At 69.5% G+C, this 13,995-nt stretch carries 14 protein-coding genes; 13 read left to right on the plus strand and 1 reads right to left on the minus strand.

Annotated elements, in window-relative coordinates:
- Positions 1–17: 17 nt before the first annotated feature.
- The 13 genes from ACFVAV_RS08730 (at position 18) to ACFVAV_RS08790 (ending at position 13,295) form a co-directional block, all read left to right on the plus strand.
- The gene (locus tag ACFVAV_RS08730) at positions 18–494 is read left to right on the plus strand and encodes a TIGR02611 family protein (protein WP_379032191.1); all 477 of its coding nucleotides are present in this window, start codon (positions 18–20) and stop codon (positions 492–494) included.
- A complete protein-coding gene (locus tag ACFVAV_RS08735) occupies positions 491–1,102 on the plus strand; it encodes a (2Fe-2S)-binding protein (protein ID WP_379032194.1) in 612 nt (203 codons plus the stop codon). Before ACFVAV_RS08730 ends, ACFVAV_RS08735 begins: the two co-directional genes overlap by 4 nt.
- A 235-nt stretch (positions 1,103–1,337) precedes the next feature.
- Positions 1,338–3,401: a threonine--tRNA ligase gene (gene thrS, locus ACFVAV_RS08740; RefSeq protein WP_379032197.1), complete on the plus strand. Its 2,064-nt coding sequence runs from the start codon at positions 1,338–1,340 to the stop codon at positions 3,399–3,401.
- Complete coding sequence (locus ACFVAV_RS08745) at positions 3,398–3,952, plus strand: HIT family protein (RefSeq protein WP_379032200.1); 555 nt, start codon at positions 3,398–3,400, stop codon at positions 3,950–3,952. The genes thrS and ACFVAV_RS08745 overlap by 4 nt, the downstream gene beginning before the upstream one ends.
- A gap of 80 nt (positions 3,953–4,032) precedes the next feature.
- Complete coding sequence (pgsA, locus tag ACFVAV_RS08750; protein ID WP_379032203.1) at positions 4,033–4,713, plus strand: phosphatidylinositol phosphate synthase; 681 nt, start codon at positions 4,033–4,035, stop codon at positions 4,711–4,713.
- A complete protein-coding gene (locus ACFVAV_RS08755) occupies positions 4,710–5,633 on the plus strand; it encodes a phosphatidylinositol mannoside acyltransferase (protein WP_379032206.1) in 924 nt (307 codons plus the stop codon). Before pgsA ends, ACFVAV_RS08755 begins: the two co-directional genes overlap by 4 nt.
- Positions 5,630–6,754 (plus strand): glycosyltransferase family 4 protein, encoded by a 1,125-nt coding sequence (locus tag ACFVAV_RS08760; protein WP_379032209.1) that lies wholly within the window; start codon positions 5,630–5,632, stop codon positions 6,752–6,754. The genes ACFVAV_RS08755 and ACFVAV_RS08760 overlap by 4 nt, the downstream gene beginning before the upstream one ends.
- The gene (locus ACFVAV_RS08765) at positions 6,754–7,800 is read left to right on the plus strand and encodes an NUDIX domain-containing protein (protein ID WP_379033547.1); all 1,047 of its coding nucleotides are present in this window, start codon (positions 6,754–6,756) and stop codon (positions 7,798–7,800) included. The genes ACFVAV_RS08760 and ACFVAV_RS08765 overlap by 1 nt, the downstream gene beginning before the upstream one ends.
- A gap of 214 nt (positions 7,801–8,014) precedes the next feature.
- Entirely contained in the window at positions 8,015–8,935 is a 921-nt protein-coding gene (gene pdxS / locus ACFVAV_RS08770; RefSeq protein ID WP_186817437.1) for a pyridoxal 5'-phosphate synthase lyase subunit PdxS, read from the plus strand.
- Between the two features lie 134 nt (positions 8,936–9,069).
- Positions 9,070–9,804, plus strand: coding sequence for a TSUP family transporter (locus ACFVAV_RS08775; RefSeq protein ID WP_379032212.1), 735 nt, complete (start codon positions 9,070–9,072; stop codon positions 9,802–9,804).
- A gap of 77 nt (positions 9,805–9,881) precedes the next feature.
- Positions 9,882–10,664 carry an inositol monophosphatase family protein gene (locus tag ACFVAV_RS08780; RefSeq protein WP_379032215.1) on the plus strand — a complete coding sequence of 261 codons (783 nt, stop codon included), beginning with the start codon at positions 9,882–9,884 and terminating at the stop codon, positions 10,662–10,664.
- Positions 10,665–10,691: 27 nt separating this feature from the next.
- Entirely contained in the window at positions 10,692–12,638 is a 1,947-nt protein-coding gene (locus tag ACFVAV_RS08785; protein WP_379032218.1) for a nucleotidyl transferase AbiEii/AbiGii toxin family protein, read from the plus strand.
- 159 nt (positions 12,639–12,797) lie between these two features.
- Entirely contained in the window at positions 12,798–13,295 is a 498-nt protein-coding gene (locus ACFVAV_RS08790) for a hypothetical protein (protein WP_379032221.1), read from the plus strand.
- Positions 13,296–13,374: 79 nt separating this feature from the next.
- Here the strand turns inward: ACFVAV_RS08790 and ACFVAV_RS08795 are convergent, their stop codons facing one another.
- Positions 13,375–13,989 (minus strand): hypothetical protein, encoded by a 615-nt coding sequence (locus tag ACFVAV_RS08795; RefSeq protein ID WP_379032224.1) that lies wholly within the window; start codon positions 13,987–13,989, stop codon positions 13,375–13,377.
- Positions 13,990–13,995: the final 6 nt, after the last annotated feature.

The raw sequence follows: 13,995 nt of genomic DNA on the forward strand, positions 1-13,995 counted from the left end.
GCTCGTAGGCTGGAACGATGATGAGCAAGCCGACCGCCGACACCTCCGATGCCCCGGCGGATTCCACCGCCGGGGCATCGGCGGGCAAGCCGGTCTTCGCAGAGCGCTGGCGCGCCTTCCGGGCGAGCATCGAGCACCGGCCTACCCTGAACCTCGGCTACCGCATCGCCGTCGGCGTGTTCGGTGGGCTGGTGCTGCTCGTCGGGATCATCACGATCCCGTACCCGGGGCCCGGCTGGGCGCTGGTGTTCGCGGGGTTCGGCATCCTGGCCACCGAGTTCGTCTGGGCCCATCACACGCTGACGTGGGTGCGCGGCAAGTACCGGATCGTCATGGACTGGTACACCTCGCGCGGGTGGACGATCAAGATCCTCGGCGCGGTGGCCACCTTCGCCCTCGTCGTGGTGACGTTGTGGCTGCTCGGAACCTTCTCGATGGTGGCAGGGTGGATCGGAGTCGGTTGGCCATGGTTGCGCAGTCCCCTGATGTCGTGAGCACCGTCCCCGGACACCGGCTCACCGATCCCGCGTGGGTCTCGGCCCGGATCGGCGAGATGAGCCGGGCCTGGGGTACCGAGACGCCCCGCGTCGGAGGCACGCTGTGGTGGTGCATGGTCGCCTCGGCCCTGGTCGACCAGATCACCAGCGCCTACGCGGCCGGAACGCCCGTCCCGATCGCCGCGCTCGATGAGCTCGACTGCGAAGTCAGGCCCGATGGGGGAGTCGAGCGTGTGCGGTTCCGGTCGACCGTCGTCCTCGACGACGCCGCCGAGGCCGTCGGCACCGCACTGCGCGAGACATTGACGGCAGTGATAATGCAGGTCGCCGCCGTTTCCGGAGCGGGCGTGCCCGCACTCTGGGCCGTCGTCACCGACGCGATCGGCAACCGGGCGCTGGACGCGGGCGACCAGGCGGCCGGAACCAAGCTGGCGGGCGAAATCGGCGCCCGCCTGCTCGCCCCCCGGTTCGTCACCGTCGGCGAGCGCACCTTCGTCAAACGCCTCTCCTGCTGCCTGGTCTACGAGGTACCCGGCTGCGCCATGTGCACCAGCTGCCCGAAACGCCCGGCGGCCGAGCGTATGGCCATGCTCGCCGAAGCATGAATGCCGGCACAACAGATTTCGCTTGTACATGGGTAACTCGCCGGGGACCGGCGAACGTAGCCCAGTACGCGCCCGCCGGCCGCCTGGACAACCCGACTCCATCCCTAGTCCGGCCAGAATTTCCGGGGAGGCGGAACAGCCAATATTCGCGGAGTGGCGGGCCGCCAGTAGGATCGTGCCTGCAACCGGGCGGGGGAAAGTCCCGCCGGACCACAACGTCAAGGAGAGCATCCCCGTGACCACCTCTGCACCCATCAGCCCAGTCGCCCTCGTCCGGGTGCCGGCCGGGACTACCGCGGGCGCGGCGGTGCGGGAAGCGGGCTTGCCGACCAAGGGGCCGGACACGATCGTGGTGGTCCGCGACGCCGAGGGCGCGCTCAAGGACCTGTCCTGGATCCCCGAGTCCGACGTCGAGGTCGAGCCCGTCGCCGCCGACACCGAGGACGGCCGCAGCGTGATCCGGCACTCGGCCGCGCACGTGCTGGCCCAGGCCGTGCAGCAGGAGTTCCCCGACGCCAAGCTGGGCATCGGCCCGCCGATCAAGGACGGCTTCTACTACGACTTCCGCGTCGACCGGCCCTTCACCCCCGAGGATCTGGCCAAGCTGGAATCCCGGATGAAGAAGATCATCAAAGGCGCGCAGCGCTTTTCGCGTCGCGTCGTCGAGATCGACGAGGCCAGGGTGGAACTGGCCAAGGAGCCGTTCAAGCTCGAGCTGATCAGCGACAAGTCCGGCATCGACGACCCGGAGATCATGGAGGTCGGCGGCAACGAGCTGACCATCTACGACAACCTGGACCCGCGTACCGGCGAGAAGATCTGGGGCGACCTGTGCCGCGGCCCGCACATCCCCACCACCAAGTTCATCCCCGCCTTCAAGCTGACCCGCAGCTCGGCCGCCTACTGGCGCGGTGACCAGGACCGCGAGGACCTGCAGCGCGTCTACGGCACCGCCTGGGAATCGACCGAGGCGATGGACGAGTACCTGCACCTGCTGGCCGAGGCCGAGCGCCGCGACCACCGCAAGCTGGGCCTCGAGCTCGACCTGTTCAGCTTCCCCGACGAGCTCGGCTCCGGTCTGCCGGTGTTCCACCCCAAGGGCGGCATCATCCGCAAGGAGATGGAGGAGTACTCGCGGCAGCGCCACATCGACGCCGGCTACGAGTTCGTCAACACCCCGCACATCACCAAGGGGCATCTGTTCGAGGTCTCCGGACACCTCGACTGGTACAAGGACGGCATGTTCCCGGCCATGCACCTCGACGCCGAACTCAACGAGGACGGCACCGTGCGGAAACCCGGCCAGGACTACTACGTCAAGCCGATGAACTGCCCGATGCACAACCTGATCTTCCGCGCGCGCGGTCGTTCCTACCGTGAACTGCCGCTGCGGATGTTCGAGTTCGGCTCGGTGTACCGCTACGAGAAGTCCGGCGTGATTCACGGCCTGACCCGCGTGCGTGGCATGACCCAGGACGACGCGCACATCTACTGCACCAAGGAGCAGATGCACGCGGAGCTGACCAGCACCCTGCAGTTCGTGCTGTCGCTGCTGAAGGACTACGGCCTCGAGGACTTCTACCTCGAGCTGTCCACCAAGGACCCGAAGAAGTTCGTCGGCTCCGACGAGCTGTGGGAAGAGGCCACCGAGACCCTGGCCAAGGTCGCCGAGGCCTCGGGCCTGGACCTCGTGCCCGATCCGGGTGGCGCCGCGTTCTACGGCCCGAAGATCTCCGTGCAGGCCAAGGACGCGCTGGGCCGCACCTGGCAGATGTCGACCATCCAGCTCGACTTCAACCTGCCCGAGCGGTTCGACCTGGAGTACACCTCCTCCGACGGCACCAAGCAGCGTCCGGTGATGATCCACCGCGCCCTGTTCGGTTCGATCGAGCGGTTCTTCGGCGTGCTCACCGAGCACTACGCCGGTGCGTTCCCCGCCTGGCTCGCGCCGGTGCAGGTCGTCGGCATCCCGGTCGCGGAAAACTTTGCCCCGCACCTGGATTCGGTGATCGATCGGCTGCAGGACGCGGGCGTGCGCGCCCAGGTCGACCGCAGCGACGACCGGATGCAGAAGAAGATCTTCAACCAGACCGCGCAGAAGGTGCCGTTCATGCTGCTGGCGGGCGCGCGCGACGTGGAAGCCGGTGCGGTGAGCTTCCGGTTCCGCGACGGCAGCCAGGTCAACGGTGTGCCGGTCGACGACGCGGTCGCCACGATCCTGGCCTGGGTCGGTAACCGCGAGAACGCCTCGCCCACCGCCGAGGGGTTCGAGGTCGTCAGCGCGAAGGCGTCCTCATGAGTGAGTCCATCGCGTCGGAGGCCGGTTCGATCGTCGACACGGGCGCGGGTCAGCCGGACCGGCTGCAGCGGCTGTGGACGCCGTACCGGATGTCCTACATCACCGGTGAGGTGAAGCCGAAGGACGCCACCGGGCACCCGTTCACCGACATCCCGAAGATGTCCGACGAGGACGGGTTGATCATCGCGCGCGGTGAAACCGTCTACGCGGTGCTCAACTTGTACCCGTACAACCCCGGGCACATGATGGTGGTGCCGTACCGCCGGGTCGCCGACTTGGAGGATCTGACGTCCGCCGAGAGCGCGGAGCTGATGGCCTTCACGCAGCGGGCCATCCAGGTGATGAAGCGGGTGTCGCGGCCCGCCGGATTCAACGTCGGTCTCAATCTCGGTGGGGTGGCCGGTGGTTCGCTGGCCGACCATCTGCACCAGCACATCGTGCCGCGCTGGGGTGGGGACGCGAACTTCATCACCGTGGTCGGCGGGGTGAAGGTGATGCCTCAGCTGTTGCGCGAGACGCGGCAGCTGCTGGCGGAGGCATGGGAGGCGTAGATGTGTGATCGTCGCGAAGCCACGCACATCACCGCCGATCGGGTGCGGGTGTCCCGCAGGTCGCAGGAGGACTAACAACCGTGCTCAGCTTCTTCGGCCGCCAGACGTTTGCGAAAGCGACTGCGCCGCTGGGCAAAGCGCTCGTCGGTACCGGGCTCACCCCGGACGCGATGACACTGATCGGCACCACCGCGACGATCGCCGCCGCGGTGACGCTGTTCCCCTCCGGGCACCTGTTCTGGGGAACGATGGTCATCTGGCTGTTCGTCATGTTCGACATGCTCGACGGGGCGATGGCGCGGGCCCGCGGTGGCGGCACGAAGTACGGCGCGGTCCTCGACGCCACCTGTGACCGGGTGGCCGACGGCGCGATCTTCGGCGGCCTGGCCTGGTGGGCGGTCTACCACGAGCACAGCAAGCAGCTGTTCGCGGCGACGCTGGTCGTGCTGGTCACCTCGCAGGTGATCTCGTACGCGAAGGCGCGCGCCGAGGCGAGTGGGCTCTCGGCCGACGGCGGGCTGATCGAGCGCCCGGACCGGCTGGTCATCGTGCTGGTCGGTGCCGGGCTCACCGGCATCGGCGGGCACTGGGGCATCGGGTGGCTCACCTGGGCCGTGTACGTGGCGATGTGGGCGCTGGCGGTGCTGAGCATCATCACGGTGTTCCAGCGGGTACTCGCGGTCCGCAATTCACCGGGCGCGCGGATCGTGATCCCGCCCGCGCCGCAGCAGCCGGACACGGCCGGAGGTGCGGCATCGTGAGCCTCACCGAGCGGTTGAGCGACTGGGGGTACGCCGCGGGCTGGCGGATCGTGCGTTCGGCGCCGGAAGGCCTGGTGCGCAAGGTATTCGATCTGGGCGCCGACCGTGCCGTCAAGGGCGGCGGGCCGGAGCAGTTGCGGCGCAACCTCGCCCGCGTACTCGGGGTGACCCCGGAACAGGTGCCCGCGGATCTGATGCGCGCGAGCATGCGCTCCTACGCCAGGTATTGGCGCGAGGCGTTCCGGCTGCCCAGCATGGACCACAGCACCGTCGACTACTACGTCGACGGCCTCGAACACCTCGACGCGGGCCTGGAGCTGGGCCGCGGCGTCATCTTCGTGCTGCCGCACTCGGGGAACTGGGACATGGCAGGCGTGTGGCTGGTGCAGCACTACGACACCTTCACCACGGTGGCCGAACGATTGAAGCCGGAGTCGCTGTTCGAGCGGTTCGTCGCCTACCGGGAGAGCCTGGGCTTCGAGGTGTTCCCGCTGACCGGCGGTGAGCAGCCGCCGTTCAAGCAGCTCGCGGACCGGTTGCGGCAGAACCGGATCGTCTGCCTGATGGGCGAGCGCGACCTCACCGGCAAGGGTGTGCCCGTCGACTTCTTCGGCGAGCGCACCTGGATGCCCGCGGGCGCGGCCAAGCTGGCCATCGAGACCGGCGCCGCCCTGATCCCGGTGCATGCCTGGTTCACCACCGAGGCCGACGGCACCGAGGGCTGGGGTCTGAAAACCTGTCCGCCGGTGGATGTCTCCGGTGGCGTGGCCGCTGCGACGCAGGAGCTGGCCGACGTGTTCGCCACCAATATCGCCGCGCACCCGGCCGACTGGCACATGCTGCAGCCGCAGTGGGCGGCCGACCTGTCGCCGGAACGGCTGGCGCGAATCACGGCGAACCAGGGAGGTGGCACGCGGTGAAGATCGGCATGGTGTGCCCGTACTCGTTCGACGTTCCCGGCGGTGTGCAGGCCCATGTGGTCGAACTGGCCAGGGTCTTCCTCGAACGCGGCCACAAGGTGAGCGTGCTCGCGCCCGCCTCCGACGACACCCCGCTACCCGATTTCGTGGTGTCGGCGGGGCGCGCGGTGGCGATTCCGTACAACGGGTCGGTGGCGCGGCTGTCGTTCGGCCCGATGGCCTACACCCGGATCCGGCGCTGGATCGACAGCAACGACTTCGACGTGCTGCACATCCACGAACCCAACGCCCCGAGCCTGTCCATGCTGGCGCTCAAGATCGCCGAGGGCCCGATCGTCGCGACCTTCCACACCTCGACCACGAAGTCGTTGGTGCTGAGCACCTTCCAGGGTGTACTGCGGCCGTACCACGAGAAGATCACCGGCCGGATCGCGGTGTCGGAGCTGGCCAGGCGCTGGCAGGTCGAGGCGCTCGGTTCGGACGCGGTGGAGATCCCCAACGGCGTCGACGTCTCCGCGTTCGCGCGCGGCCCGCTGCTCGACGGGTACCCGCGTGCGGGCAAGACGGTGCTGTTCCTCGGCCGCTACGACGAACCGCGCAAGGGCATGGATGTGCTGCTCGGCGCGCTGCCCACACTCACCGAACGCCACCCCGATGTCCAGATCCTCATCGTCGGCCGCGGCGACGAGGACCGGCTGCGCCGCGAGGCGGGCGAGCATGCCGGGCATCTGCGCTTCCTCGGCCAGGTCTCCGACGCGGAGAAGGCCGCCGCGATGCGCAGCGCCGATGTGTATGTCGCGCCGAACCTGGGCGGCGAGAGTTTCGGCATCATCCTGATCGAGGCGATGGCCGCGGGCACCCCGGTGGTGGCCAGCGAGCTCGACGCGTTCCGGCGCGTGCTGCGCGACGGGACGGCGGGCATGCTCACCCCGGTCGGCGACTCCGCCGCGCTGGCCACCGCGATCGACACCGTGCTCACCGACGACGCCGCCCGCGACCAGCTGGTACGCACCGGCACCCAGGTGGTCGCCGGCTACGACTGGCCGGTGGTGGCCGAGCAGATCCTGCGGGTGTACGAGACCGTCACCGTCGGCGACGACAGGGTCAGGGCCGCCGGATGATCACTTTCTCCGCGACAACGGTCCTCGTCCTCGGGCTGATCGCGCTGCTCGTGCTCGCACTCGGCGTCTGGGCCTACTCGACGGCCAACCGGCTCGACCGGCTGCACGTGCGCTCCGACCAGTCCTGGCAGGCCCTCGACGCCGCACTGGCCCGGCGGGCCGTGGTGGCGCGCGCGGTGGCGATGGCCATCGCCGGTCCGGTGAGCACCGATCCGCGGCGGGCCGACCGGGCCGTCCAGCTCGCGGCACTGGCCGACCGCGCCGAACGCGCCGATCGCGGTGACCGCGAGACGATCGAGAACCAGCTCTCGGCCGCGCTGTCGCTGGTCGATATCGACCAGCTGCGGCCCCAGCTCGTCGCCGAGCTCGCCGACGCCGAGGCCAGGGTGCTGATCGCGCGCCGCTTCCACAACGACGCCGTGCGCGACACCCTCGCGCTGCGCACCCGGCGCCCGGTACGGGTGCTGCACCTCGGCGGTACCGCGCCGCTGCCGGACTACTTCGAGATCACCGAACGGGCCACGCCCGCCGCGGCCACCGGCCTCGAGGTGGATACCACCCGCACCTCGGCGCGCGTGGTGCTGCTCGACGAGCAGGACCGGGTGCTGCTGCTGCGCGGCCACGATCCGATGCTGCCCGAGGAAGCGTTCTGGTTCACCGTCGGCGGCGGGGTCGAACCGGGGGAGAGCCTGCGCGACGCGGCGGTGCGCGAGATCCACGAGGAGACCGGTCAGCGTGTCGATCCGGCGGCGTTGCTCGGTCCGCTGTGGCGCCGGGTCGCGGTGTTCCCGTTCAACGGTGAGCTCATCCGCTCCGAGGAACTGTTCTTCACCCTGCGCGCCCCGCGCTTCGAATGGCGCCCGGCCGCGCTGAACGCGCTGGAGCGGCGCACCATCACCGACCACCGCTGGTGCACGCCCGCCGACATCCGCGCCCTCGACGACAAGGGCGAAGCGGTGTACCCGTACCACCTCGACGAACTGCTCGCCGAGGCCGTCACCGCGGCGGCGGACGATACCGAGCACGTGGTGCGCTCGATCCGCTGACGTGCGGATCGACCGGTGCGTGGCGGCCCGGTTGCCGAGAGCGGCGACGGCCGGTCGGGGCTGAGACGCGGGCCACTGGAGCAGGCCAGCGGCGGGCGGGACTCGCATTGCCGCTGGTCGTGGCAAGGCCAGTGGACCCCAACTGGCTATGAAGGTCGATTTCGGGCGGCTCTAGAATCGACGGTGTCCATAACGAGCGACCTGATTGGCGCACATGACACAGGAGACAGCCGTGACTACGCCTGAGACCACCACCACCGTCGGCACCGCCCGCGTGAAGCGCGGCATGGCCGAGATGCTCAAGGGCGGCGTGATCATGGACGTGGTCACCCCGGAGCAGGCCAAGATCGCCGAGGACGCGGGCGCGGTGGCCGTCATGGCGCTCGAGCGGGTTCCGGCCGACATCCGCGCCCAGGGCGGCGTCTCCCGGATGAGCGACCCGGACATGATCGACGGCATCATCTCCGCCGTGTCCATCCCCGTGATGGCCAAGGCCCGCATCGGCCACTTCGTGGAGGCGCAGATCCTGCAGAGCCTCGGCGTCGACTACATCGACGAGTCCGAGGTGCTCACCCCCGCCGACTACGCCAACCACATCGACAAGTGGAACTTCACCGTCCCCTTCGTCTGTGGCGCCACCAACCTGGGTGAGGCCCTGCGCCGCATCACCGAGGGCGCGGCCATGATCCGCTCCAAGGGCGAGGCGGGCACCGGCGACGTGTCCAACGCGACCACCCACATGCGCACCATCCGCGCCGAGATCCGCCGCCTGACCTCGCTGTCCGAGGACGAGCTGTTCGTGGCGGCCAAGGAACTGCAGGCCCCGTACGAGCTGGTCCGTGAGGTCGCCCAGACCGGCAAGCTGCCGGTGGTCATGTTCACCGCCGGTGGCATCGCCACTCCGGCCGACGCCGCGATGATGATGCAGCTCGGCGCCGAGGGCGTGTTCGTCGGCTCCGGCATCTTCAAGTCGGGCAACCCCGAGCAGCGCGCCGCCGCCATCGTGAAGGCCACCACCTTCTACGACGACCCGGACGTGCTGGCCAAGGTCTCGCGCGGCCTGGGTGAGGCCATGGTCGGCATCAATGTCGAGGAGATCCCGCAGCCGCACCGCCTCGCCGAGCGCGGCTGGTGACCGGCTGCTAGCCTCCTGATCGGCGGTCGCCCCGAACTCTTCTCGGGGCGACCGTTTTTCGTTGCTGCCCAGCCGTCTTCGCGGCGGCGCGGGCCTGAGAATGCTCCCAGGTGGGCATACCGTACAGTCGGTCTGTGACCGCGCTCGACTTCTTCTTGCTGGTTGTCGCGGGATTCTTCACCGGCCTGGTGGGGTTCGTCACCGGGATGGCCTCGATCGTCTCCTATCCGGCGCTGTTGGCTGTCGGGTTGCCGCCGGTCGCGGCCAATGTCACCAATACGGTCGCGATGGTGGCCGTCGGTGTCGGCGCCACCGCGAACTCGGGGCGCGAACTCACCGGGCGTGGAGCCACCCTGGTGCGCTGGGCGGTGCTCTCGGCGATCGGCGGCCTGCTCGGTGCGCTCGCGCTGCTGGTGGCGCCCGCCGGAGCGTTCGAGCTCGTCGTTCCGTTCCTGGTGGCCGTTGCCTCGATCGCGCTGCTGGTGCAGCCGCTGGTGCGCCGCCATGTGGGCGAGCTGAACGCGCCGTGGATCGTGCCCGTCGGCATCGTGCTCATCTCCGTCTACGGCGGGTACTTCGGCGCAGGCGCCGGCGTGATCTACCTGTCGATGATGCTGCTGTGCACCTCCGAATCCCTCTGGAGCGCATCGGTTCTCAAGAGCTTCCTGCTCGGCATCGCGAATCTGGTCGCCGCGGTCGGATTCGCGGCGTTCGGTCCGGTGCACTGGTGGGCGGCGCTGGCGCTGGCACTGGGCGCGCTGGCCGGTGGGTGGTGTGGGCCGCCGGTGGTCAAGGTGATTCCGCCGAACCTGCTGCGAGTGGGTGTCGGCGTCGCGGGGCTGGGCTTGGCCGTCTATCTGGCTCGCTGATCCCGCCGGGCCCGATCGAGATGTGACCGGTACGTGTTCGGCCGCTGGGGGCCGTGCGCGTCCGTACCGTGGAGACGGTGCACCACACGGATGTTGAAATCGCTATTCACGCAACAGAAGTCGCTTCGGAAGTAATCCGGTCCGCGTTTCACGGACCACTCACCCGGTACGAAAAAGTTGGCGATGATTTCGCCACCCAGGCTGATCTGGCCGCGGAGAAGGCCATCCTCGATGTGCTGGCCGCGGCCTGTCCCGGCGATCGCTTCCTGGCCGAGGAATCGGGAGTGAGCGGGACGGTGCGCAGCGACCGCACCTGGTTGATCGATCCCCTCTGCGGCACCCGCAATTTCGCTGTCGGCACGCCGTCCGTCGCGGTGAACGTGGCGCTGCGGACCGGTTCCGTCGTCACCGCCGCCGCGGTCGGGGCTCCCTTCGCCGCCGAGGTCTTCTGGACGGCTGGTCAGGGCGCCCACCTACGTGGCGACGGACACGATCAGCCGCTGCTACCCCGGGCCGACAGCCGCCTCGTCGACGTCGATCTGGACCACCCCTTTCCCTGGTCGAGCCCCGCGAGCCTGTTCGACGCACCCGGATTCGCCGGGGAATTCCATCCGCGCGTCCTGTCGACCTCACTGGCCCTGGCATGGGTCGCGGCCGGGCGCCGCGCCGCCTACGTCACGGGTGGAGATCTGCGCGACAGCGTGCATTTCGCCAGCGCCATCGCCGTCTGCCAGGCCGCGGGCTGCGTGGTCACCAACCTGGCCGGACAACCCCTGCACACCGAACCACACGGGCTGATCGCCGCCGCCGACGCCGAGACCCACGCCCGGCTCGTCGCCGCGATCGCTGCCCTGCGCTGATTCGCTAGGCCGTGTGACGATGGGCGGGTGAGCACAGACGTCGACTTCCACGGCACCTTCGAAGTGCATCTGACCGTCCGCGCCGCCGACGCGGAAACCCTCGCGGCCGCCGAGGCTTTCGCGGTGCGCCGGGAGATGAAGTTCACCCACATCGTCCTCGCGCGCGGCCGTATCGCCGATCAGCCGATGCTCACGCTGCGCCGAACCGGTGACCTCGCACCGGTGGCCGAGGCGGCCGCCGCGGCGGCACGGGAACTGGCGGCCGCCGGACTGCCGGTGATCCGGACCAAGATCGAGGTCCACCCGTGGGGGCGGGGTGTGCCGGTGACCGACAAGGAGGGCCGGGCCAGGGGGCCGCATCGGTACTTCGAGCACCACCTCAAACTTCTGCTACCCCCGGATACCGCCGTGGCGGCGGTCGTGGCGGCCTGTGCCGGGCACAACGCGCATGTCTCGGCCAATGCCAGGCGAACCCGATCCGACGGACGCGTCGAACGGTTCGTGACGCAGCGGTGCCGCGAGGTCGGCAGACACACCTCCGGCACCCGATTGCAGCTGCTGGAGCTGGCACTGCTGGAGCACGGCTACGAGGTGCTGTCGCGGGAACACGAATACGTCGTCTACGACAGCGACGAATCGGTGGACGACGGCTGGCTGGACGGGGACCTGCCACCGGCGCAGCCGATCCCGTGGGAGCACTTCCGGCTCGGACCGTGGCTTGGTGAGCAGCAGTGGGTCCCCGGTCATGCGCCGCCGGCGGCCGAGGGATTCCCGCCGACGTTGGCTCCGGTGGTCGGCGACGGAGTCCGGCAGCGGCCGGTTTTCGACCCCTCGGTGCAGGATCGCCAGTACGGGATGCGGTTGAGCGAGCCGTATTTCGCCGATCCGGCGGTCGCCGAGAGCTGGCGCGCCGCGCGTCGCGCCGCGCTCGACCACGTGCTGGCCGCGGTCGCGGGCACCGCATGGGCGGAGCAGTTGATGGTGCGCGGCAGCGTGCTCCTTCGCGCCTGGTACGGCGCCGACGCACGGGAACCGGGCGACCTGGATTTCGTTGTGCTGACACCGGATTGGACGCTGCACGACGCGCGGACGGCGACCATGCTCGACGACCTCGCCGTGGCGGCACAGCAGACCTCGGCGCAGTCCGGTGGGATCGTCCGGATCGAGGCGGACGGGGCCGTCGCCGACGAGATCTGGACCTATTGCCGCGTACCCGGCCGCCGGCTCGTCCTGCCATGGCACACCACCGAGGCCGCGATCCCGGGCGGCACCGTGCAGTTGGACTTCGTGTTCGGTGAAGACCTGCCCGAGCCGCCGGTGCGCACCGAAGTCGCCCGGATCGGCACCGAAGGTCCCGGCGCGCTGCTGTATACGGCGAGCCCGCGACTGTCGCTGGCCTGGAAATTGCTCTGGCTGGCGAGCGACACCTACCCCGAGGGCAAAGACCTCTTCGACGCGGTGCTGCTGGCCGAACGCGCCGAACTGCCGTTCGGGCTGTTCCGCGCCGTGATCGCGCCGCGCGCGCACGAACGCAGGCCGGTCGTGGACTTCCTCGACGTGGCGCACTGGGCCGCGAAGGCCGACTGGACAGAATTCGCCAAGGATCATCCCGGGGTGGCCGACGAGCACGACACCTTTGTCTGGCGTCTGCTCACCGCGCTCACCCGAACCAGCCGGGGCGATCTGGCCGCCGCCTACGACCGGTACGCCGCCGATCTCACCAACTGGGCCGACGGCCTGCGCGGTGTATACACCGACCGGGGCCTGACCGGTCTGGCCGCGGAGATGGACCGGGATCCTCGGCCCACGCTGTTTCGCCTTGTCGTGCTGCGTGAGGTCATCGGGCGGGATCGTTGCTCGCTCACCGACGCCGCGGATCTGCTGGCGCAGTTGCCGATTCCCGAGGAATGCGAGCTGCCGACCCGTGTCGACCCGCACGTGATCGCTGCCGCATTGTCGGCCGCTTACGCATGACCGGACCACGCCTCTCACAGACCGCCGCGACCCCGTTCTCAGAGTTTCCTCACCATCGCTGGGTAGCGTCCGGGCCGTGGTATCGAGGCCTGCGTCCTGTGGCGCTGGTTCGTGCCGTCGCCCGCCAGGGCGAAGACGACCCGACGTAAGGACGAGTGGATGAAGTTTGGTAGGACCGGACGTTTCGCGATTGCGGGCCTGGCTGTGGTTGCGGCCCTGGGCCTGAGCGCGTGCAGCGACGACAAGGGTGACAAGCCCGCCGCGAAAACCACCACCAGCGCCAAGGTTACGGCCTCGGCCGCCGCGAACCTGCCCGCGGTGCCGACCGTCGAGGCGCTCAACGCGCAGCTGAACACCGCGCTGGATCCCTCGGTCCCGAACGAGCAGAAGCTGGACTTCGTGCAGGGCGTCGCCGCCGATCCCGAGCTGCCGAACCGGTTGGCGCAGGCCGCCAAGGACGCCAACGTCCAGGTGCAGGTCACCGAGGTGACCTCCTTCGGTGACAGCGTGAACGCCAAGGCGAACTTCACGCTCAACGGTCAGACCAATGTCGTGGATGTGCCGTTCGTGGCCGAGGACGGCAAGTGGAAGGTCCAGAAGTCGTGGGCCTGCGGCATGCTCACCAACCTGGGTCAGCAGTCGGCCGCCTGCGCCTGATCCCGCAGCACGGGCCCCGGCCGGAATTCCGGCCGGGGTCTTCGTGTATCCGGGGCGAGTGTGGCTGCGCGGCAGCGAGTTACGTGCCGACCCGCAACGCGGCCCGGTCGGGATGGTCCCAGCGCACCGTCCACGTGGCGGCCTCGGGATTCTCAGCGGCGTGATCACGCAGGGCGGGCAGCGTCCACTGCTGATCGGGTGGGGTGCGGCGCAGCGCCGCCTGCTCGCTCAGCTCCAGTCGAATGGTGAGATCGAAGGCGAGGCCGCGACCCAGCAGCATCGGTCCGGCCAGTACCAGTACCAGGTCCGCCTGCGCCGTGCGGACCGCCGCCCGCGCCGATCGATCGCGTTCCTCGTCCCAGAGCGCGGGCAGCCAGCGGCCGGCGGTCCGGACCGGATCGAGGATCTCGCGGCGCACCGCGTCGTAGTCGAACCAGGCTGTGCGATAGGACCATTCGTCATCGCGTCCGAATTCCATCCGCAACGAGGCCGGGCGCACGAAGTCGTGCAGTGACACCACCTCCGCCGACCGGCCCCGCGAGGTAAGCGCGTCGGCGATCCGCCGGGCCGGCTCGACCGGCGCCGCGGCATCGGCGCCGTCGACGGCGAGCACGCGCCGCCCGGGCAACTCGGCCAGGCGGTCGGCGACGATCCCCGCCATGGCCGCGGGGGAGGTGGGTGTGAACGACGGCACCGCCCT

The sequence above is a fragment of the Nocardia sp. NPDC057663 genome (assembly GCF_042799895.1).
In the GTDB taxonomy this organism is placed as follows: Bacteria; Actinomycetota; Actinomycetes; order Mycobacteriales; family Mycobacteriaceae; genus Nocardia.